This window comes from Streptomyces sp. CB01201, assembly GCF_002803085.1.
GTDB lineage: Bacteria > Actinomycetota > Actinomycetes > Streptomycetales > Streptomycetaceae > Streptomyces > Streptomyces hundungensis.
The window spans coordinates 107,648-127,299 of the sequence record NZ_NNBJ01000030.1; the positions used below are offsets into that span (position 1 = coordinate 107,648).

Below are 19,652 nucleotides of genomic sequence, written 5' to 3' on the forward strand. Positions count from 1 at the left end.
CGGGTCGAAATGCGTTCGCCACTCGTCCTCGGCGGGTGAGATCCTGAATCAGGTATGTCTACTTCCTTCGCCGATCTCCAGACGCTGCTCGACGGGGCCTCGCTGCGCGATGCCCACCGCCTGGGCCGCCGTCTCGAAGGCGCCCGCCGCATCCGTAAGCCCGAGGCCCGGCAGGCCGTGCTCGACGAGATCGCCGCCGAGGCCCAGAAGTCCGCCGAGCGCGTCGCCCGGCGGTCCGCCCGCATGCCCGAGGTCACCTACCCCGAGCAGCTTCCGGTCAGCCAGAAGAAGGACGACATCCTGGAGGCGATACGCGACCACCAGGTCGTGATCGTCGCGGGTGAGACCGGCTCCGGCAAGACCACCCAGATCCCCAAGATCTGCATGGAGCTGGGCCGCGGGGTGCGCGGCATGATCGGGCACACCCAGCCCCGCCGGATCGCGGCCCGTACGGTCGCGGACCGCATCGCCGAGGAGCTGAAGACGCCGCTGGGCGAGGCGGTCGGCTGGAAGGTCAGGTTCACCGATCAGGTGGACCAGGACGCGACCTTCGTGAAGCTGATGACCGACGGCATCCTGCTCGCCGAGATCCAGACGGACCGCGAGCTGCGCGGCTACGACACGATCATCATCGACGAGGCCCACGAGCGGTCCCTGAACATCGACTTCCTGCTCGGCTATCTGGCCCAGCTGCTGCCCAGGCGCCCCGACCTGAAGGTCGTCATCACCTCGGCGACCATCGACCCCGAGCGGTTCTCGCGGCACTTCGGGGACGCCCCGATCGTCGAGGTCAGCGGCCGTACGTATCCGGTCGAGGTGCGCTACCGGCCGCTCCTGGAAGAGGACAGCGAAGACGCCGACCGCGACCAGATCACCGCGATCTGCGACGCCGTGGACGAGCTCCAGGCCGAGGGGCCGGGCGACATCCTGGTCTTCCTGTCGGGCGAGCGCGAGATCCGGGACACCGCGGACGCCCTGATCAAGAAGAACCTCCGCTCGACCGAGGTGCTCCCCCTCTACGCGCGCCTCTCGCACGCCGAGCAGCACCGCGTCTTCCAGCAGCACAGCGGCCGCCGGATCGTCCTCGCGACCAACGTCGCCGAGACCTCGCTGACCGTTCCCGGCATCAAGTACGTCATCGACCCGGGCACCGCCCGCATCTCGCGCTACAGCCACCGCACCAAGGTGCAGCGGCTGCCGATCGAGCCGGTCTCGCAGGCCAGCGCCAACCAGCGCAAGGGCCGCTGCGGCCGTACGTCCGACGGCGTCTGCATCCGGCTCTACAGCGAGGACGACTTCCTCACCCGGCCCGAGTTCACCGACGCGGAGATCCTCCGCACCAACCTGGCGTCCGTCATCCTCCAGATGACCGCGGCCAGCCTCGGCGACATCGAGAAGTTCCCGTTCATCGACCCGCCGGACCACCGCAACATCCGCGACGGCGTCCAACTGCTCCAGGAACTCGGAGCGTTGGACCCGGCGGAGAAGGACCCGAAGAAGCGCCTCACCCAACAGGGCCGCAAACTCAGCCAGTTGCCCGTCGACCCGCGCCTGGCCCGCATGGTCCTGGAGGCGGACCGCAACGGCTGCGTGCGCGAGGTCATGGTCATCGCGGCCGCGCTCTCCATCCAGGACCCCCGCGAGCGCCCCTCCGACAAGCAGACGCAGGCCGACCAGCAGCACGCCCGCTTCAAGGACGAGACCAGCGACTTCCTGGCCTTCCTCAACCTGTGGCGGTACGTCCGCGAGCAGCAGAAGGAGCGCGGCTCCTCCAGCTTCCGCCGGATGTGCAAGCAGGAGTACCTGAACTTCCTGCGCATCCGCGAGTGGCAGGACATCTACTCGCAGCTGCGGACCGTGGCCAAGACCATGGGCATCCACCTCAACGAGGAGGACGCACCCGAACAGTCCGTCCACACCTCGCTGTTGGCGGGCCTGCTCTCCCACATCGGGCTCAAGGACACCGACAAGAACGAGTACCTCGGCGCCCGCAGCGCCAAGTTCGCGATCTTCCCGGGCTCGGCGCTGTTCAAGAAGCAGCCCAAGCTCGTGATGTCGGCGGAGCTCGTGGAGACCTCCCGGCTGTGGGCCCGGGTGAACGCGAAGATCGAGCCCGAGTGGGTCGAGCCGCTCGCCCAGCACCTGGTCAAGCGCACCTACAGCGAGCCGCACTGGGAGAAGGACCAGGCCGCGGTGATGGCGTACGAGCGCGTGACGCTGTACGGCGTGCCGATCGTGGCCAACCGCAAGGTCAACTACGGGCGCATCGACGCCGAGGCCTCGCGCGAGCTGTTCATCCGCAACGCGCTGGTCGAGGGCGACTGGCGCACGCACCACAAGTTCTTCGCGGACAACCGCAAACTCCTCACCGAGGTCGAGGAGTTGGAGCACCGCGCCCGCCGCCGCGACATCCTCGTGGACGACGAGACGCTGTACGACTTCTACGACCGGCGGGTGCCCGAACACGTCGTGTCCGGCGCGCACTTCGACTCCTGGTGGAAGCACAAGAAGCGCGACGAGCCCGAACTCCTCGATTTCGAGCGCGAGATGCTCATCAACGAGAAGGCGGGAGCCGTCACCAAGGACGACTACCCCGACTCGTGGCGCCAGGGCCCGCTGAAGTTCCGGGTGACCTACCAGTTCGAGCCGGGTGCGGACGCGGACGGCGTGACCGTGCACGTGCCGCTCCAGGTGCTGAACCAGGTCACCGACGAGGGCTTCGACTGGCAGATCCCGGGCCTGCGCGAGGAGGTCGTCACGGAGCTGATCCGCTCCCTGCCGAAGCCGATCCGCCGGCACTACGTCCCGGCGCCCAACTACGCCTCGAAGTTCCTGGACCGTGCCGTCCCGTTGCAGGAGCCGCTGCCGGTGACGCTGGCCCGGGAACTCCAGCGGATGGTGGGCGTCCCGGTCACGGCCGACGACTTCGACCTGAGCCGGGTACCGGACCACCTCAAGATCACCTTCCGGATCGTCGACGAGCGGCGCCGCAAGCTGGCCGAGGACAAGGACCTGGAGGCGCTCAAGCTCCAGCTGCGCCCCAAGGCCCGCCAGGCCCTCTCCCAGGCCGCCGCGGCGACCGCGGGGCCCACGGGCGAGTCCATCGAGCGCTCGGGCCTCACGGACTGGACGATCGGCACCCTGACGAAGGTCTTCGAGACGCGTCGGGCCGGCCAGCCGGTGAAGGCCTTCCCCGCCCTCGTGGACGCGGGCGAGAGCGTCTCCGTACGCCTCTTCGACACCGAGGCCGAGCAGCGCCAGGCGATGTGGCGGGGCACCCGGAAGCTGATCCTGCTCAACATCCCGGTGAACCCGGCCAAGTTCGCCTCCGACAAGCTCACCAACCAACAGAAGCTCGCCCTGTCGCGCAATCCGCACGGCTCGATCCAGGCGCTCTTCGACGACTGCGCGACGGCGGCCGCGGACAAGCTGATCGCGGACCACGGCGGCCCCGCCTGGGACGAGGAATCGTTCCGCAAGCTGTACGACAAGGTCCGCGCGGACCTGGTGGACGCCACGGTGCGCACGGTCGGCCAGGTCCAGCAGATCCTGGCCGCCTGGCAGGCCTGTGAGCGGCGCCTGAAGGCCACGAGCAGCCTGACCCTGGTCGCCAACGTCGCGGACGTACGCAAGCAGCTGGCGGCCCTCGTGCCGCCCGGCTTCGTCACCCTGACCGGCCTCAAGCGGCTGCCCGACCTGATGCGCTACCTGGTCGCGGTGGACCGCCGGCTCCAGCAGATGCCGACGGCCGTCCAGCGCGACACCACGCGCATGGAGAAGGTGCACGAGATGCAGGACGAGTACGCCTGGCTGCTTGAGCAGTTGCCGCAGGGGCGGCCGGTGCCGCAGCCGGTCCTGGACATCCGCTGGATGATCGAGGAGCTGCGGGTGAGCTACTTCGCGCACGCGCTCGGCACGGCGTTCCCGGTCTCCGACAAGCGCATCGTGAAGGCGATCGACGCGGCGGCCCCGTAGCGCGGGCATCGCTGTGAGTGAGTTCGACCTGACCGTCTGACCTGCTGTACAGTCTCACTCGCAGCCAAGCACGAACGGGCTGCGAAACGAGGTCCTGTGGAGCAGTTTGGAGTGCTCGCCACCCTGTCAAGGTGGAGGCCGCGGGTTCAAATCCCGTCAGGACCGCAGTAGGTGAAGGGCCGCATCCCACCGGATGCGGCCCTTCGTCGTATGCCCCGAGGCCGCGCCCCGCGGCGGAGCCGCGAACAGACACAGCAAATCCCGTCAGGACCGCAGTAGGTGAAGGGCCGCATTCCACGGGATGCGGCCCTTCGCCGTGCGCCCCGAGGCCGCGCCCCGCGGCGGAGCCGCGAACAGACACAGCAAATCCCGTCAGGACCGCAGTAGGGCAGGCGAGAGGCCGCATCCCACCGGATGCGGCCTCCGTCGTTTGGCCGCCAGGCTCCAACGAGGCGCGGATCCCCCCGGATCCGGGCCTTCTCGGCGTCTTGACGGGGGCACCTGCCGCCGGTACCCCTGCAAGGGAGGGGAACGGGGGCGCCCCCCGGGAGGTGGTCCGTGGCGGCTTCGGCGAGGCACGAGACGCGGGCGCTGCTGCGTGCCCATCTGTCGGCCGCTCTGGGCTACCGACACCTCACCCGGCACTGCGCGGTCTGCCACCGCCTCCTGCGGCTCGCCATGGAGGTTGCCGACCCCGTCAGGCCCGAGGACGAAAGTCCCCCCAACCGGTGACCTATGGCGGGTCGGTGACGATCCGTGCGGTGAGAGGCTCGGGAGTGAAGGTGCCTTGAGGGTGTGACGGGAGTCACGGAACGAGTTTCCGGAACCAGTGCACTTACACCCCTCATACAACGCCCCGATTTAATATGTGCAATTGCACCACCCTCGGCGGTGTTGCCCGGGAGTCGCCGGAAGGCACCCCACCGAAGCGGCCACGGGTCGGCATGGAGGAGTTGCCGGACGTGCCGGACAAGGCCGGACATAAAAAAATCGCGCTGGACCCGGCGGAGTCCAGCGCGATCGATGACGCGGCTCGTTGGGGCGGGCGGACGTCATGTGGAGCTATAGGCGGGCTCGGCCGGGGTGGGGGCCCCGGAAAACGCCCGGACTATTGGGGTGTTGTTCAGGCCTCGCTGCGCTGCTGCGGAATACCCGCCAGCAGTGCGCGGACCTCTGCCTCGCGGTACCGGCGGTGTCCACCCAGGGTGCGGATGGACGTGAGCTTGCCGGCCTTCGCCCAGCGGGTCACCGTCTTCGGGTCCACGCGGAACATCGTGGCAACCTCAGCCGGGGTCAACAGCGGCTCGGCATCAGGGGTGCGAGCGGTCATGAGCGGCCTCCTCGGGAGAACCGAACCTTCTCGGTTCTTTCCTCTAAATTCTGCACCTTGACCCGCGTTGCCCGAAATGGCGGACGCGAGCCGAGTCGGTTATAGGACGAACGGCTTGTCCTCGGCACTACAACTACACCATCCGTCCAGCCACGTCGGCCAAACCGATGGAATTGCCCTCCCAGGTGTTCATCAGCGACGGAAGCCGATGGACCATGCCATAGCGGACAGTCACGCCACAGTGACGATCAGTCACAGAGCGATCAGGAGTCGTCAGACCCCCCATAGCGAGCAATACCGAGCAATCCGCCCGTAGTTGGGCGGAAGGGATCCTCCCCGGACCCCTTGTCCTATTTTGGCACGAGGGTGGGGTCTGGACGCAAGGGTGAGATAAGTGCGGTCCGTCACCCTTGGGGCAAAGGCCCGGATCAGGACCTACGTCCTGCGACGGCTGTTCGAGGGGCGTGGAAGCCGGGCCCCGGGTGCCCGGATCCGGCCGGCAGACCTCAGTTGGCCATCCGCCGTTCCTTGACGGCCCGCCAGCGTTCCGTGAAGCGCCCGTACGCCTCCTCCGCGCCGGTGTCGTCGCCGGCCCGCAGCGCGGCGATGCCCTCGGCCACGTCCGCCGCCGAGCGGTCCGCCTTCAGCCGGTCCGGGGAAAGGACGTGCACCAGGCCGCCGTAGTCCAGCTCGACCAGGGAGCGCGGATGGAATTCCTCCAGCCACCGCCCGACGTCCACCAGGCCCTCGGTCAGCGGCCCCTCGTCGATACGGTCCCGCAGCGTGCGCAGCGCCCTCGCCAGGCGCCGCCGGGCCTGGACCATGGGCGTGCGGTAGCGCAGCACGGGCGCCTCGGCACCCTCACCCGGTGCATACTCGCGCTCTTCGTCCGAAAAGACCGTGAACCAGCTCACAGGCACGTGCCAAACACTGGTCAAGATCCAGGGCCGGGCGTCCGGATTCCGCTCCCGCCAGCGTTCGTAGTCCGCCTCGGCCTGCCGGCGCACCACCGGAGGCAGCAGCGCGTCCAGGACCGGCTCGGGGAACTGCTCCACGAGCACCTCAAGGGCCTGCCAGCCGCGCAGCCGGGTCCGCCAGGGGCACACGCACACGACCCCGTCGACCTCGGCCACGAACGCGTCGGCGCTCTCGTGCACCGGCACCGCGACGGGCGGCGTCGGCACCAAGTCGGCCAGCGCGCGCCGGAGTTCGTCCTGGACTCCTGGAGTGCGCCCGCGCTCGGCATAGCGCAGCCAGTGTTCGCGCTCGGGCTCGGGAAAGGCGGCAAGGGGCTCGTACACCCGCAGGTAGGACGCGTACGGAACGATCACCGAGGACACCACCGCCATGTCCCGCATCGTCCCACGGGCCCGCCCCGGTGACCCCCGCTGGGGGTGATCCTGCGCACTGCGCCTGATCTACGGGCGCGTAGGACTTAACCTGCTCCCGAACCAGGCCTGCCACCACCCACAGGCGGGCCGTCAACCGCCGCTTCGTACTTGGGAGTCACCACCGTGACCGATGTGACCGGAGCCGATGACGTACTGCACACCCTCTTCCGCTCCGACCAGGGCGGACACGAGCAGGTCGTGCTCTGTCAGGACCGAGCCACCGGGCTCAAGGCCGTCATCGCCATCCACTCCACCGCCCTGGGCCCGGCCCTGGGCGGTACGCGCTTCTACCCGTACGCGACCGAGGCCGAGGCCGTCGCCGACGCGCTCAACCTGTCGCGCGGGATGTCGTACAAGAACGCCATGGCCGGGCTCGACCACGGTGGCGGCAAGGCCGTGATCATCGGTGACCCCGAGACGATCGAGGCCTCGCACAAGACGGACCTCCTGCTCGCCTACGGCCGCTTCGTGGCCTCCCTCGGCGGGCGCTATGTGACGGCCTGCGACGTCGGCACCTACGTCGCCGACATGGACGTCGTGGCGCGCGCCTGCCAGTGGACCACCGGTCGCTCCCCCGAGAACGGCGGCGCGGGCGACTCCTCCGTACTGACCGCGTTCGGCGTCTTCCAGGGCATGCGGGCCTCGGCCCAGCACCTGTGGGGCGACCCGACGCTGCGCGGCCGCAAGGTCGGCATCGCCGGTGTCGGCAAGGTCGGCCGGCACCTCGTCGAGCACCTGCTCGACGACGGCGCCGAGGTCGTGATCACGGATGTGCGCGAGGAGTCGGTGCGCGCCATCACCGAGCAGCACCCCGAGGTCGCCGTCGCCGCCGACACCGAGGCCCTGATCCGCACCGAGGGCCTGGACATCTACGCGCCGTGCGCGCTCGGCGGCGCCCTGAACGACGCGAGCGTGCCGGTGCTCACCGCGAAGGTGGTGTGCGGCGCGGCCAACAACCAGCTCGCGCACCCGGGTGTGGAGAAGGACCTCGCGGACCGCGCGATCCTCTACGCACCCGACTACGTCGTGAACGCGGGCGGCGTGATCCAGGTGGCCGACGAGCTCAACGGCTTCGACTTCGACCGCTGCAAGGCGAAGGCCGCGAAGATCTTCGACACCACGCTCGCCATATTTGCTCGTGCGAAGGAGGACGGCATTCCGCCGGCCGCCGCGGCCGACCGGATCGCCGAGCAGCGCATGGCGGAGGCACGTCAACACTGAGCCCCGCGAGGGCCCGTCGGCCGCGCTGAGAGACATGACTCACGCCGGTCGGCGGGTCGGGCGCAAAGAAGAGGTTAAAATCGCGGTTGACCAGCGAGGACGGGGCGCTTTGTTGGTTCTGCCAAGTGGCGCGTCATGCGGGCGGCGTACCGTATGGCCGCGGAAGCAGGTACCGTTGAAGCCCTACGGACGCGGTCTCTCCATGGAGAGTCCGTTCCGGATCATGAACGCGTGTCAAGACTCTGGGGCCGTCGAGCCCCGTCACCGAGGGGGTCGAGCCATGGGGCGCGGCCGGGCAAAGGCCAAGCAGACGAAGGTCGCCCGCCAGCTGAAGTACAGCAGCGGCGGGACTGACCTGTCGCGTCTGGCCAACGAGCTGGGCGCATCTACTCCGAACCCGACAGTGAGCCAACCGCCGAACGCGGAGCCACTGGAGGACGAGGAGGACGACCCGTATGCCCGCTATGCGGACATGTACGGGAATGACGACGACGAGGACGAAGAGTCCGGTCCGTCGTCGCAGCGCCGCGGCGCTTGACTTCGCTGATCCCGCTTTCGCAGCAAGACACGTCTTCGCTGCTCCGAGCACATCGACCCGGTCCAGGGCCTTGGCCCCGGACCGGGTTTTGTGCTGCCCGTAGCGGCCTACTTGGCGTAGTCACCGGTCAGCTCGGCGCCGTCGCGGTGATCGCCACGGTCAACGACGGCACCGGACACCCAGGCGTCCACGCCCCGGTCCGCGAGGGCCTGGAGCGCCACGTCCACCGAAGCCTCGGGGACGATCGCCATCATGCCGACGCCCATGTTGAGCGTCTTCTCCAGTTCCAGCCGCTCCACGTTCCCCGCCTTGCCGACGAGGTCGAAGACCGCGCCCGGCGCCCAGGTCGAGCGGTCGACCGTGGCGTGCAGGTGGTCCGGGATCACCCGGGCCAGGTTGTTGGCAAGACCGCCGCCGGTGATGTGGCTGAACCCGTGCACCTCGGCGGTGCGGGTCAGGGCCAGGCAGTCGAGCGAGTAGATCTTGGTGGGCTCCAGGAGTTCCTCGCCGAGCGTGCGACCGAACTCCTCGACGTGCTGGTCCAGGCTCATTCCGGCCCGGTCGAACAGCACATGCCGGACGAGTGAGTACCCGTTCGAGTGAAGACCGGAGGACGCCATGGCGATGACCGCGTCGCCCTCGCGAATGCGGTCGGCGCCCAGGAGCTGGTCGTACTCGACGACACCGGTGCCGGCGCCGGCCACGTCGAAGTCGTCGGGGCCGAGCAGCCCCGGGTGCTCGGCGGTCTCGCCGCCGACCAGCGCGCAGCCCGCGAGGACACAGCCCTCGGCAATGCCCTTGACGATGGCCGCGACCCGCTCGGGGTGGACCTTGCCGACGCAGATGTAGTCGGTCATGAACAGCGGCTCGGCGCCGCACACGACCAGGTCGTCGACGACCATGCCGACGAGGTCGTGCCCGATGGTGTCGTACACGCCCATCCTGCGGGCGAGGTCGACCTTCGTACCGACGCCGTCGGTCGCGGAGGCGAGCAGCGGGCGCTCGTAGCGCTTGAGGGCCGAGGCGTCGAAGAGTCCGGCGAATCCGCCGAGGCCGCCCAGGACCTCGGGGCGCTTCGTCTTCTTCACCCACTCCTTCATCAGCTCGACGGCGCGGTCGCCCGCCTCGATGTCGACGCCCGCGGCTGCGTAGCTGGCAGCGGTGCCCGCGTGCGGAGCACGCTCATGGGGTTCAGCAGATGACATGGGCATGGCTCTGGAGAACTTTCGTGTCGTACTGCGGGGGTCTTACGGACGGCGCAGGGCGTCGGCGGCCGCGGTCGCGGCGGGGCCGGACGCCAGCTCGGACTCCAGAAGCTGCTTGCCGAGCAGCTCGGGGTCGGGGAGCTCCATCGGGTACACGCCGTCGAAGCAGGCGCGGCAGAGGTTGTCCTTGGGGATCGTCGTCGCTTCGATCATCGCGTCGGTCGTGATGTACGAGAGCGAGTCGGCGCCCATGGACGTGCCGATCTCCTCGATGGTCATGCCGTTGGCGATCAGCTCCGCGCGGGTCGCGAAGTCGATGCCGAAGAAGCAGGGCCACTTCACCGGCGGCGACGAGATCCGGATGTGGACCTCGGCGGCGCCCGCCTCGCGGAGCATCTTCACGAGGGCGCGCTGGGTGTTGCCGCGGACGATCGAGTCGTCGACGACCACCAGGCGCTTGCCGCGGATGACTTCCTTGAGCGGGTTCAGCTTGAGCCGGATGCCGAGCTGGCGGATGGTCTGCGAGGGCTGGATGAACGTACGGCCGACATAGGCGTTCTTCACCAGGCCCGAGCCGTACGGGATGCCGCTGGCTTCCGCGTATCCGATGGCGGCGGGGGTGCCGGACTCCGGAGTCGCTATCACCAGGTCGGCCTCGACGGGCGCTTCCTTGGCGAGTTTCCGGCCCATCTCCACTCGGGAGAGGTAGACGTTTCGGCCCGCGATGTCGGTGTCCGGGCGCGCCAGGTAGACGTACTCGAAGACACAGCCCTTGGGCTTCGCTTCTGCGAATCGGGAGGTGCGCAGGCCGTTCTCGTCGATGGCGACGAGCTCGCCCGGCTCGATCTCGCGGACGAAGCTGGCGCCGCAGATGTCGAGAGCGGCGCTCTCGGACGCGACGACCCAGCCGCGCTCCAGGCGGCCGAGCACCAGCGGGCGGATGCCCTGCGGGTCACGGGCGCAGTACAGCGTCTGCTCGTCCATGAAGACCAGCGAGAAAGCGCCCTGGACCTGCGGGAGGACCTTGGCGGCCGACTCCTCGATGGTCAGGGGCTTGCCGTCGTCGTCCGTCTGGCCCGCGAGCAGCGCGGTGACCAGGTCGGTGTCGTTGGTGGCGGCGAGCTGGGTGGCCCGGCCGTTCTCCTTGGGCAGCTCGGCGACCATCTCCGCGAGCTGCGCGGTGTTCACCAGGTTGCCGTTGTGGCCGAGCGCGATCGAGCCGTGGGCGGTGGCCCGGAATGTCGGCTGCGCGTTCTCCCACACGGAGGCACCGGTGGTCGAGTAGCGGGCGTGACCGACCGCGATATGACCTTGGAGGGAACCGAGAGAGGTCTCGTCGAAGACCTGGGAGACAAGTCCCATGTCCTTGAAGACGAGGATCTGGGAGCCGTTGCTGACCGCGATGCCCGCGGATTCCTGGCCCCGATGTTGGAGGGCGTAGAGCCCGAAGTAAGTGAGCTTCGCGACCTCTTCACCCGGAGCCCAGACACCGAAGACGCCACAAGCGTCCTGGGGGCCCTTCTCACCGGGGAGCAGGTCGTGGTTGAGTCGTCCGTCACCACGTGGCACGCCACCGAGTGTAGGCGAGATCGACCACTGGTCCGAATTGGGGATATCGACAACTGGGCACCCTGACCGCTTTTGTAGCTTTCGCGCCTCGGGCGCTCCCGGCGCACACCGGCCCCCCTCGATTCGACATCGCCGCAGGTGAGCCGGGGCGCCCCGGAGCCGTTCGCGGTGTTTGCGACTGCTCGTGGTGACGGATTGCGACCGGGTCGTGTGTGACGGAGTTCGCTCCGGCCCACCCCGGTCCGCTCCGGTCCCGCCCTTCGGTCCCGCCCTTCGGGACGCTCATTGACAGGTACGTGTGCGCTGCGTGAGGCTCCTGCACCATGCAGCCTCTGAGTGACCTCGCGGTCACGCTCGTCGAGCGCCGGCACGTCGACCTGGTCCGTGTCGCCAGCGCCATCTGTCGCTGCGCGTAAGTACGCCCCAGACCCCACCCCTCCCCCTGACCCGCCCGCACGGGCCGGGCCGGGCCGTGACGACTCGGCCCCCGCCCCTGCGGCCGGCCGTGCTGCCCCGGCCGCCCGGCGTCCCGGCGTCCCTGGGGGGGCGTTCTCCCACCTCTTCCTCTGGAGCCCTTCCGTGCCCTCGCACACCCGGAAACTGTCCCGCCGCGCCTTCGGCGGCGCGGTCGGCGCCACCGCCGCAGCCGCCGCCGTCGGCCTGCCCGCCACCGAAGCCGACGCCGCCGAAGCCGCCGCGGACCCGAAGGAGCGGCCGTTCTGTGCCGCCCCGAACCGGCACTCCGCGCGGCCCAACATCCTGTTCATCCTCGGCGACGACCTCGGCTGGGCCGACCTGTCGTCGTACGGGGCGCCGCACATCCGCACCCCCCACCTGGACCGCCTGGCCCGCCAGGGCGTGCGGTTCACCGATGCGTACTCCGGCTCCGCGACCTGCTCGCCGACCCGGTTCAGCCTCTACACCGGGCGCTTTCCGGGACGTACCAAGGGCGGCCTCGCCGAGCCGATCGCGGACCGCAGCGCGGGCCTCGACCCGACCCACCCCACGCTCGCCTCACTTCTGCGCGGCGCCGGATACGCCACCGCCCTGATCGGCAAGTGGCACTGCGGCTACCTCCCCGACTACTCGCCCACGAAGTCCGGCTGGGACGAGTTCTTCGGGAACTTCGGCGGCGCCCTGGAGTACTACTCCAAGCTGGGCCTCGGCGGGGAGTACGACCTCTACGAGGGCGACGCCGAGTACAAGGACCTGCGGTACTACACCCGGATCCTGACCGAGCGGGCGAGTGAGTACGTGCGGCGCGAGCACGACCGGCCGTGGCTGCTCAACCTCAACTTCACCACCCCGCACTGGCCCTGGATAGCCGACGGCGACACCGAGGAGAGCGCCGAGGTCGTCCGGCGCATCAAGGCCGGCGAGCCCGGCGCGCTGTTCCACTACGACGGCGGCTCGGTCGAGAAGTACACCGAGATGGTGGAGGACCTCGACCGGTCGGTCGGCACGGTGCTCGACGCGCTCAAGCGCTCCGGGCAGGAGCGCGACACCCTGGTGTTCTTCGCCTCGGACAACGGAGGGGAGCGGTTCTCCTACAACTGGCCGCTGAGCGGCAACAAGGCCTCGCTCCAGGAGGGCGGCATCCGCGTGCCCACCATCGTGCGCTGGCCCGCCCGGATCGACGGCGGACAGGTCAGCCACCTGCCGAACTTCTCACCGGACTGGACCGCGACCCTGCTCGAACTCGCCGGGGCCCGCCCGCACCCCGCCTATCCGCTCGACGGCACCAGCCTCGCCGGGTACCTGCTGCGCGGGGAGCGGCCCCGCGAGCGGGACCTGTTCTGGCGGGTGCGCGGCGAGCGGGCCCTGCGCCGCGGGGACTGGAAGTACTACCGGGGCCGCAGCGGCAAGGACCAGCTGTTCAACCTCGCCGCCGACCAGCGTGAACAGGCGGACCGCGCGACGGACGACCCGGCCCGGCTGGCCCGGCTCCGGGCCGCCTGGGAGAAGACGGACGCCACGCTTCTCAAGTACCCCTGAGCATGACCGCGCGGGCAGCATGACCGCGCGGGCCCAAGTGCCCTTGCACTGAAGGGAGTCAGGCCGGTCACGACATGACCGGCAGCACCGCCGACAGGTCCGCCCGCTCGCCGCTCGCCGCGACCTTCGCCACGTCCAGCGCCCCGGCCCAGCCGATGCGTCCGGTGGCGAGGCGGATCCAGGTGAGCGGGTCGGTCTCGACGACGTTGGGCGGGGTGCCCCGGGTGTGCTTGGGGCCGGCCACGCACTGGACCACCGCGTACGGCGGGATCCGCACCTCGACCGAGCCGCCGGGCGCCTTCACGGCGAGCGCGTCGGCGAGCAGCCGGGTGCACGCGGCGAGGGCCTGGCGGTCGTGGGGGACGTCCAGTCCGGGCAGTGCGTCGTTCAAGTCGTCCGTGTGGACGGTGAGTTCGACGGTCCGGGTCACCAGGACATCGGCGAAGGCCATCGCGCCGAACCGGGTCGGCACAAGGCGTTCGTCCGGGGTGCTCGCGAACAACTCCGCGGTACGGGTGGCGCGCTGCTCGAAGAGCGCGTCGAGGTCGTCGACCGATGCCGCCAACTCCCTTGTTCCGTCCGCCACTTGATCCGCCATCGCGGCCGTGGCGAACGGCCAGTCGAGCAGCGCGAGCTCCTGTTTGAGCGGCTCCGCCTCGGCGAGGTACCGGTCCAGCATGCCGAGCGCCATGGTGTGGTGCACGGCCAGCTCCCGCACGGTCCAGTCCCCGAGCCGGGTGGGCCCGGCGAGCTGCTCGGGCGTGAGCGTACGGACCGCGTCGCGTACGTGGCCGAACTGGGCGAGGACGGCGGCCCGGATCTTCGCCGGATCGTATCTGCGGGTGCGCTTCTTGGCCGGGGGCATGCGGCCGAGCCTACTGCGGGGCCCGCTTCGGGCCGGGATAGCTGCCGAGGCCGTTCTCGACCTGCGCGAACGCCCGCTCGGTGCGCTCGGCGGCATCGTCGGCGACCCCCTGCGCGGACTCCCCGGCGAGGATCCGGCGGTGGTGTTCGTTGATCAGCGCGTTGCGGGCGCCGGTCAGCTGGGCGGCCGCGACGGCGGCGAGCATCGGATCGCCGCCCTCCGCCGCGAGCAGTTCGGCCAGCTCGCCCTGCGCCTGGCTGAACGCGAGCGAGGCACGCTGGAGCAACACCGGTGTGTTCTGGATGAGTTGGCGGGCCTGGAGGGAGCGCGGGTCGTCGTTGAGACCGATCGAGGGGTCGCGCACCTCGATCATCTCCAGGAACTGCCGCCGCACGGCGTCCACCGCCGACTCGCCTGCGGCGCGCTCGCGCACGGCCCGTACGACATCGCCGACGTGGTTCATCATCGGGGCCGTGACCAGGTCCTCCTTCGTGCCGAAGTAGTTGAAGACGGTCATCTTCGACACATCGGCGGCGGCCGCGATCTCGGCGACGGAGACATGGTCGAAGCCGCGCTCGGTGAACAGATCCAGCGCCGTGCGCCAGATCCGCATCCCGGTCTCCCGCTTCTTGCGCTCGCGCAGCCCCTCACCAGCAGTCATGGAATCACTGTACCAGGATGAAATTTAAGCCCGTATGAAATTTAAGCCTGGATGAAACATTGACTCAGTATATTTTCTGCTCCATGGTGGTGCCCATGACGACGACCACGAACAGCCCACCGGCCACGCCCACCCCGACGGATGCCACGGCCGCGACCGGGACCGGCGCCCCGCTGATGACCAGGACCCAGACCGTCATCGGCTTCATCGTCTGCATCGCCACGGTCCTGCTGGCCGTGCTCGACACGAACATCGTCTCGGCGGCGACCGTCCCCATCGCCCGCGATCTCGATCCGGTCCATGGAGTCGACAAGATCCCCTGGCTGATCAGCTCGTTCGCGCTCGCCTCGGCCGCGGCGCTGCCCCTGTACGGCAAGCTCTGCGACAGCCTCGGCGCGAAGAAGGTGTTCGTGGGGGCCGTCGCCTCCTTCCTGCTCGGCTCGGCCCTGTGCGGCGCGGCCCAGTCCATGACCGGACTCATCGCGGCCCGCGCCCTGCAAGGCCTCGGCGGCGGTGGCCTGATGAGCGTCACGATGGTGGTGCTCGCCCAGCTCAGAACCCCGGGCGGCGGAGGCGGCAGGGCGAGCGGCGTCGGCGGGATCGTCGCCGGCACCGGCATGGCGATCGGCCCCTGGATCGGCGGCACGCTGTCCGACCACGCCAACTGGCGCTGGATCTTCTACATCAACCTGCCGCTCGGCATCGCCGCACTGATCGGCACGGTCCTCGTACTGAAGCTGCCGGTCTCCCCCGTGCGCCACCGCATCGACTACCTCGGCGCGGCCCTCGCCGCCGCGTTCACCAGCAGCCTGCTGCTCGCCACCAGCTGGGGCGGCAAGGACTACGCCTGGGCCTCGCCCCAGATCATCGGGCTGCTCACGACCTGCGCCCTCTCCCTCGTCCTGTTCCTGCGCCGCCAGGCCACGGCCGCCGAGCCGGTGCTTCCGCTCTCCATGTTCCAGGTGCCCCAGCTGCGCTACGGCTTCGCGATCCAGGGGCTGCTCGGCGCCGCGATGATGGGCGCACTCGTCTACGTCATGGTCTACCTCCAGGCGGTGCGCGGCATCGAGCCGGCCGCCGCCGGGCTCTACCTCATCCCCATGGCGATCGGCATGACCGTCGTCGGTCTCGGCGCCGGCAGGCTGTCCGAGCGCGGCTGGCGGATGAAGACCTTCGTACTGACCGGCACCCTCGCCTCCGCCCTCGGCCTCGCCCTGCTCGCCACCCTCGGCACCGACACCTCGCTCTGGCTGATCCGCGCCGCACTCCTGGTCATGGGCTGCGGGTTCGGCCTGCTCATAGGCCAGCTCATCCCGTACGTCCAAAACGCCGCCCCCGCACACCAGTTGGGCATCGCCACCACCAGCGTCCGGTTCTTCCAGACGCTGGGGAACGCGCTCGGCGCCGCCGTGTTCGGCACCCTGCTCAGCCGGGTGTACGAGGCGAAGGTGCCCGGTGGCTCGACCAGTGCCATCGCCCATCTGACCGGCGCCGCCCACACCACCGCGGTGCACGGCTTCGTCACCGCGATGGACGTGGTCTTCCTGGTCGCGGCCGGGGTCATGGCCCTCGCCGCGGTGCTGGCCGCGCGGCTGCCCGCCGAGACGCAGGTCGCACCGGTACCGGCCCCGCGGGAACCCGAACTCAGCACCGCCTGAACGCACTTCGGCCCCGTAACCCTCAACGGGCTTACGGGGCCGAAGTGTTGGTGCGTACTAGGCCAGCAGCGCGGGGATCGTCGCCTCGTGGGCCGTGCGCAGTTCCGCGAGGCCGAGGCTGAACTCGCCCTGGACCTCGATGGATTCGCCGTCCACGACACCGATCCGGGTGGCCGGAAGGCCGCGCGCCCCGCACATGTCGGTGAAGCGCAGCTCCTCCGAGCGCGGCACGGACACGATCGCGCGGCCCGCCGACTCGCTGAACAGGAACGTGAACGCGTCCAGGCCGTCCGGGACGACCAGGCGCGCGCCGTTGCCGCCCTTGAGGCAGGACTCGGTCACCGCCTGGATCAGACCGCCGTCGGACAGGTCGTGCGCGGCGTCGATCATGCCGTCGCGGGAACCCGAGATGAGGATCTCGCCGAGCAGCTTCTCGCGGTCCAGGTCGACCTGCGGCGGCAGACCGCCCAGGTGGTCGTGGACGACCTGGGACCAGGCCGAGCCGCCGAACTCCTCACGGGTGTCACCGAGGAGGTAGAGCAGCTGCCCCTCCTGGGAGAACGCGATCGGGGTGCGCCGGTTCACGTCGTCGATCACGCCGAGCACCGCGACCACGGGGGTCGGGTGGATGGCGGTCTCGCCGGTCTGGTTGTAGAGCGAGACGTTGCCGCCGGTCACCGGGGTGCCGAGCTGGAGGCAGCCGTCCGCGAGACCACGGGTGGCCTCGGCGAACTGCCACATCACGTCCGGGTCCTCGGGGGAGCCGAAGTTGAGGCAGTCCGAGATGGCGAGGGGCTTCGCGCCGGAGGCCGCCACATTGCGGTAGGCCTCGGCGAGCGCGAGCTGGGCGCCGGTGTACGGGTCGAGCTTGGCGTACCGGCCGTTGCCGTCGGTCGCCATGGCCACGCCCAGGTTCGACTCCTCGTCGATCCGGACCATGCCCGCGTCCTCGGGCATCGCGAGCACCGTGTTGCCCTGCACGAAACGGTCGTACTGGTCGGTGATCCACGCCTTGGAGGCCTGGTTCGGGGAGCCGACCAGCTGGAGGACCTGCTCCTTCAGCTCGTCGCCCGACCGCGGGCGGGCCAGCTTGCCGGCGTCGTCGGCCTGGAGCGCGTCCTGCCAGGAGGGGCGGGCGAAGGGGCGGTGGTAGACCGGGCCCTCGTGCGCGACCGTGCGCGGCGGGACGTCCACGATCTGCTCGCCGTGCCAGAAGATCTCCAGCTGGGAGCCCTCGGTCACCTCACCGATGACGGTGGCGATGACGTCCCACTTCTCGCAGATCTCCATGAAGCGGTCGACGTGCTGCGGCTCGACGACCGCGCACATGCGTTCCTGCGACTCGCTCATGAGGATCTCCTCGGGCGAGAGCGAGGAGTCGCGCAGCGGCACGGTGTCCAGCTCGACCCGCATGCCGCCGGAACCGGCGCTCGCCAGCTCCGAGGTCGCGCACGACAGGCCCGCGCCACCCAGGTCCTGGATGCCCGCGACGAGCTTCTCCCGGAAGATCTCCAGGGTGCACTCGATGAGGAGCTTCTCCTGGAACGGGTCGCCGACCTGGACGGCCGGGCGCTTGGCCGGGCCGGTCGACTCGAAGGTCTCCGAGGCGAGCACCGAGACGCCGCCGATGCCGTCGCCGCCGGTGCGGGCGCCGTACAGGATGACCTTGTTGCCGGGACCGGACGCCTTGGCGAGGTGGATGTCCTCGTGCTTCATCACACCGATGCAGCCGGCGTTGACCAGCGGATTGCCCTGGTAGCAGGCGTCGAAGACGACCTCGCCGCCGATGTTCGGCAGGCCCAGGCAGTTGCCGTAGCCGCCGATGCCCGCGACGACACCGGGCAGCACGCGCTTGGTGTCGGGGTGGTCGGCCGCGCCGAAGCGCAGCGGGTCCACGACCGCGACCGGGCGCGCCCCCATGGCGAGGATGTCGCGGACGATGCCGCCCACGCCGGTGGCCGCGCCCTGGTAGGGCTCGATGTAGCTGGGGTGGTTGTGCGACTCGACCTTGAAGGTGACCGCGTACCCCTGGCCGACGTCCACGACGCCCGCGTTCTCGCCGATGCCGACCAGCATGGCGTCGTTGGCGGGGACCTTGTCGCCGAACTGCTTCAGATGGACCTTGCTGCTCTTGTAGGAGCAGTGCTCGGACCACATGACGGAGTACATGGCGAGCTCGGCGCCGGTCGGGCGGCGGCCGAGGATCTCCCGGATGCGCGCGTACTCGTCCTCCTTGAGGCCGAGCTCCTTCCAGGGCTGCTCGACGTCCGGGGTCTCGGCGGCGTGCTTGACGGTGTCGAGGCTCATGCGTTGACCAGCTTCTTCAGGATCGAGGTGAAGAATCCGAGGCCGTCGGTACGCCCCGTACCGATCAGCGGCTCCACGGCGTGCTCGGGGTGCGGCATCAGGCCGACGACGTTGCCTGCGGCATTGGTGATGCCGGCGATGTCGCGGAGCGAGCCGTTGGGGTTCAGGTCCAGGTAGCGGAAGGCGACCCGGCCCTCGGCCTCCAGCTCGTCCAGGGTCCGCTCGTCGGCGACGTACCGGCCGTCCATGTTCTTGAGCGGAACCTGGATCTCCTGGCCGGCCTCGTAGTCGGCGGTCCAGGCCGTCTCCGCGTTCTCGACCCGCAGCTTCTGCTCGCGGCAGATGAAGTGCAGGTGGTTGTTGCGGAGCATGGCGCCGGGCAGCAGATGCGACTCGGTGAGGATCTGGAAGCCGTTGCAGATGCCGAGGACCGGCAGGCCGGCCTTGGCCTGCTCGATGACCGTCTCCATCACCGGCGAGAACCGGGAAATGGCCCCGGCCCGCAGGTAGTCGCCGTAACTGAACCCGCCGGCCAGCACGACCGCGTCGACCTGCTTGAGGTCCTTGTCGCGGTGCCAGAGCGGGACCGGCTCGGCGCCGGCGATGCGCACGGCCCGCAGGCTGTCCCGGTCGTCGAGCGTGCCGGGGAAGGTGACAACGCCGATGCGTGCAGTCACTTGGACTGCTCCTCGACCTTGACGGTGAAGTCTTCGATGACGGTGTTGGCGAGGAAGGTCTCGGCCATCTCGTGGATGCGGGCGAGGGCGGCCTCATCGACCGGCCCCTCGACCTCAAGCTCGAAACGCTTTCCCTGACGTACGTCGCCGATCCCCTCGAAGCCGAGACGGGGCAGTGCGCGCTGCACCGCCTGTCCCTGCGGGTCGAGGATTTCCGGCTTGAGCATGACGTCGACTACGACGCGTGCCACTGGCACTCC

At 69.7% G+C, this 19,652-nt stretch carries 17 protein-coding genes and 1 tRNA gene; 8 read left to right on the forward strand and 10 right to left on the reverse strand.

What is annotated here, in order from left to right; translation table 11 throughout:
• Positions 1-54 precede the first annotated feature (54 nt).
• The 3 genes from hrpA (at position 55) to CG740_RS40605 (ending at position 4,707) form a co-directional block, all read left to right on the forward strand.
• Complete coding sequence (gene hrpA / locus CG740_RS37625; protein ID WP_100579818.1) at positions 55-3,975, forward strand: ATP-dependent RNA helicase HrpA; 3,921 nt, start codon at positions 55-57, stop codon at positions 3,973-3,975.
• Between the two features lie 90 nt (positions 3,976-4,065).
• Positions 4,066-4,140: transfer RNA gene (locus CG740_RS37630), tRNA-Asp, on the forward strand.
• Positions 4,141-4,533: 393 nt separating this feature from the next.
• Entirely contained in the window at positions 4,534-4,707 is a 174-nt protein-coding gene (locus CG740_RS40605; protein WP_199846693.1) for a DUF6274 family protein, read from the forward strand.
• A gap of 391 nt (positions 4,708-5,098) precedes the next feature.
• Here the strand turns inward: CG740_RS40605 and bldC are convergent, their stop codons facing one another.
• Together bldC and CG740_RS37640 are read right to left on the reverse strand one after the other, a co-directional pair.
• On the reverse strand, positions 5,099-5,305 hold the full coding sequence (gene bldC / locus CG740_RS37635; protein ID WP_003949541.1) for a developmental transcriptional regulator BldC: 207 nt from the start codon (positions 5,303-5,305) through the stop codon (positions 5,099-5,101).
• 506 nt (positions 5,306-5,811) lie between these two features.
• The gene (locus CG740_RS37640; RefSeq protein WP_100579819.1) at positions 5,812-6,654 is read right to left on the reverse strand and encodes a hypothetical protein; all 843 of its coding nucleotides are present in this window, start codon (positions 6,652-6,654) and stop codon (positions 5,812-5,814) included.
• A gap of 165 nt (positions 6,655-6,819) precedes the next feature.
• Between CG740_RS37640 and CG740_RS37645 the strand changes: the two genes are divergently transcribed.
• Together CG740_RS37645 and CG740_RS37650 are read left to right on the forward strand one after the other, a co-directional pair.
• A complete protein-coding gene (locus CG740_RS37645) occupies positions 6,820-7,917 on the forward strand; it encodes a Leu/Phe/Val dehydrogenase (protein WP_100579820.1) in 1,098 nt (365 codons plus the stop codon).
• A 280-nt stretch (positions 7,918-8,197) separates the two neighbouring features.
• Positions 8,198-8,455, forward strand: a complete 258-nt coding sequence (locus tag CG740_RS37650) for a DUF3073 domain-containing protein (protein ID WP_100579821.1) — start codon at positions 8,198-8,200, stop codon at positions 8,453-8,455.
• A gap of 107 nt (positions 8,456-8,562) precedes the next feature.
• On the opposite strand, the gene purM is transcribed toward CG740_RS37650, so the two are convergent.
• A complete protein-coding gene (gene purM / locus CG740_RS37655) occupies positions 8,563-9,660 on the reverse strand; it encodes a phosphoribosylformylglycinamidine cyclo-ligase (protein ID WP_100579847.1) in 1,098 nt (365 codons plus the stop codon).
• Between the two features lie 42 nt (positions 9,661-9,702).
• Positions 9,703-11,229, reverse strand: coding sequence for an amidophosphoribosyltransferase (purF, locus tag CG740_RS37660; RefSeq protein ID WP_100579822.1), 1,527 nt, complete (start codon positions 11,227-11,229; stop codon positions 9,703-9,705).
• Between the two features lie 323 nt (positions 11,230-11,552).
• Here purF and CG740_RS41805 point away from each other — a divergent pair, with 323 nt between their 5' ends.
• Both CG740_RS41805 and CG740_RS37665 read left to right on the forward strand, forming a co-directional pair.
• Entirely contained in the window at positions 11,553-11,645 is a 93-nt protein-coding gene (locus CG740_RS41805) for a putative leader peptide (protein WP_324901219.1), read from the forward strand.
• Positions 11,646-11,808: 163 nt separating this feature from the next.
• Complete coding sequence (locus CG740_RS37665) at positions 11,809-13,224, forward strand: sulfatase family protein (protein ID WP_234376728.1); 1,416 nt, start codon at positions 11,809-11,811, stop codon at positions 13,222-13,224.
• Positions 13,225-13,291: 67 nt separating this feature from the next.
• Here the strand turns inward: CG740_RS37665 and CG740_RS37670 are convergent, their stop codons facing one another.
• The 3 genes from CG740_RS37670 to CG740_RS41690 form a co-directional block, all read right to left on the reverse strand.
• A complete protein-coding gene (locus tag CG740_RS37670; protein WP_100579823.1) occupies positions 13,292-14,089 on the reverse strand; it encodes a maleylpyruvate isomerase family mycothiol-dependent enzyme in 798 nt (265 codons plus the stop codon).
• A gap of 10 nt (positions 14,090-14,099) precedes the next feature.
• The gene (locus tag CG740_RS37675) at positions 14,100-14,750 is read right to left on the reverse strand and encodes a TetR/AcrR family transcriptional regulator (protein ID WP_100579824.1); all 651 of its coding nucleotides are present in this window, start codon (positions 14,748-14,750) and stop codon (positions 14,100-14,102) included.
• A 64-nt stretch (positions 14,751-14,814) separates the two neighbouring features.
• Entirely contained in the window at positions 14,815-14,949 is a 135-nt protein-coding gene (locus CG740_RS41690) for a hypothetical protein (RefSeq protein WP_267895447.1), read from the reverse strand.
• On the opposite strand from CG740_RS41690, the gene CG740_RS37680 reads away from it, so the two are divergent.
• Positions 14,927-16,408 carry an MFS transporter gene (locus CG740_RS37680; protein ID WP_100579825.1) on the forward strand — a complete coding sequence of 494 codons (1,482 nt, stop codon included), beginning with the start codon at positions 14,927-14,929 and terminating at the stop codon, positions 16,406-16,408. The two genes, CG740_RS41690 and CG740_RS37680, sit on opposite strands and share 23 nt — an antisense overlap.
• Positions 16,409-16,465: 57 nt before the next feature.
• Here the strand turns inward: CG740_RS37680 and purL are convergent, their stop codons facing one another.
• Genes purL through purS form a run of 3 tightly spaced genes read right to left on the reverse strand, consistent with a single transcriptional unit; the run spans position 16,466 to position 19,649 of the window.
• The gene (gene purL, locus CG740_RS37685; RefSeq protein ID WP_100579826.1) at positions 16,466-18,715 is read right to left on the reverse strand and encodes a phosphoribosylformylglycinamidine synthase subunit PurL; all 2,250 of its coding nucleotides are present in this window, start codon (positions 18,713-18,715) and stop codon (positions 16,466-16,468) included.
• Complete coding sequence (gene purQ, locus CG740_RS37690) at positions 18,712-19,392, reverse strand: phosphoribosylformylglycinamidine synthase subunit PurQ (RefSeq protein WP_100579827.1); 681 nt, start codon at positions 19,390-19,392, stop codon at positions 18,712-18,714. Before purQ ends, purL begins: the two co-directional genes overlap by 4 nt.
• Positions 19,389-19,649, reverse strand: a complete 261-nt coding sequence (gene purS / locus CG740_RS37695; RefSeq protein WP_078966365.1) for a phosphoribosylformylglycinamidine synthase subunit PurS — start codon at positions 19,647-19,649, stop codon at positions 19,389-19,391. The genes purQ and purS overlap by 4 nt, the downstream gene beginning before the upstream one ends.
• Positions 19,650-19,652 lie beyond the last annotated feature (3 nt).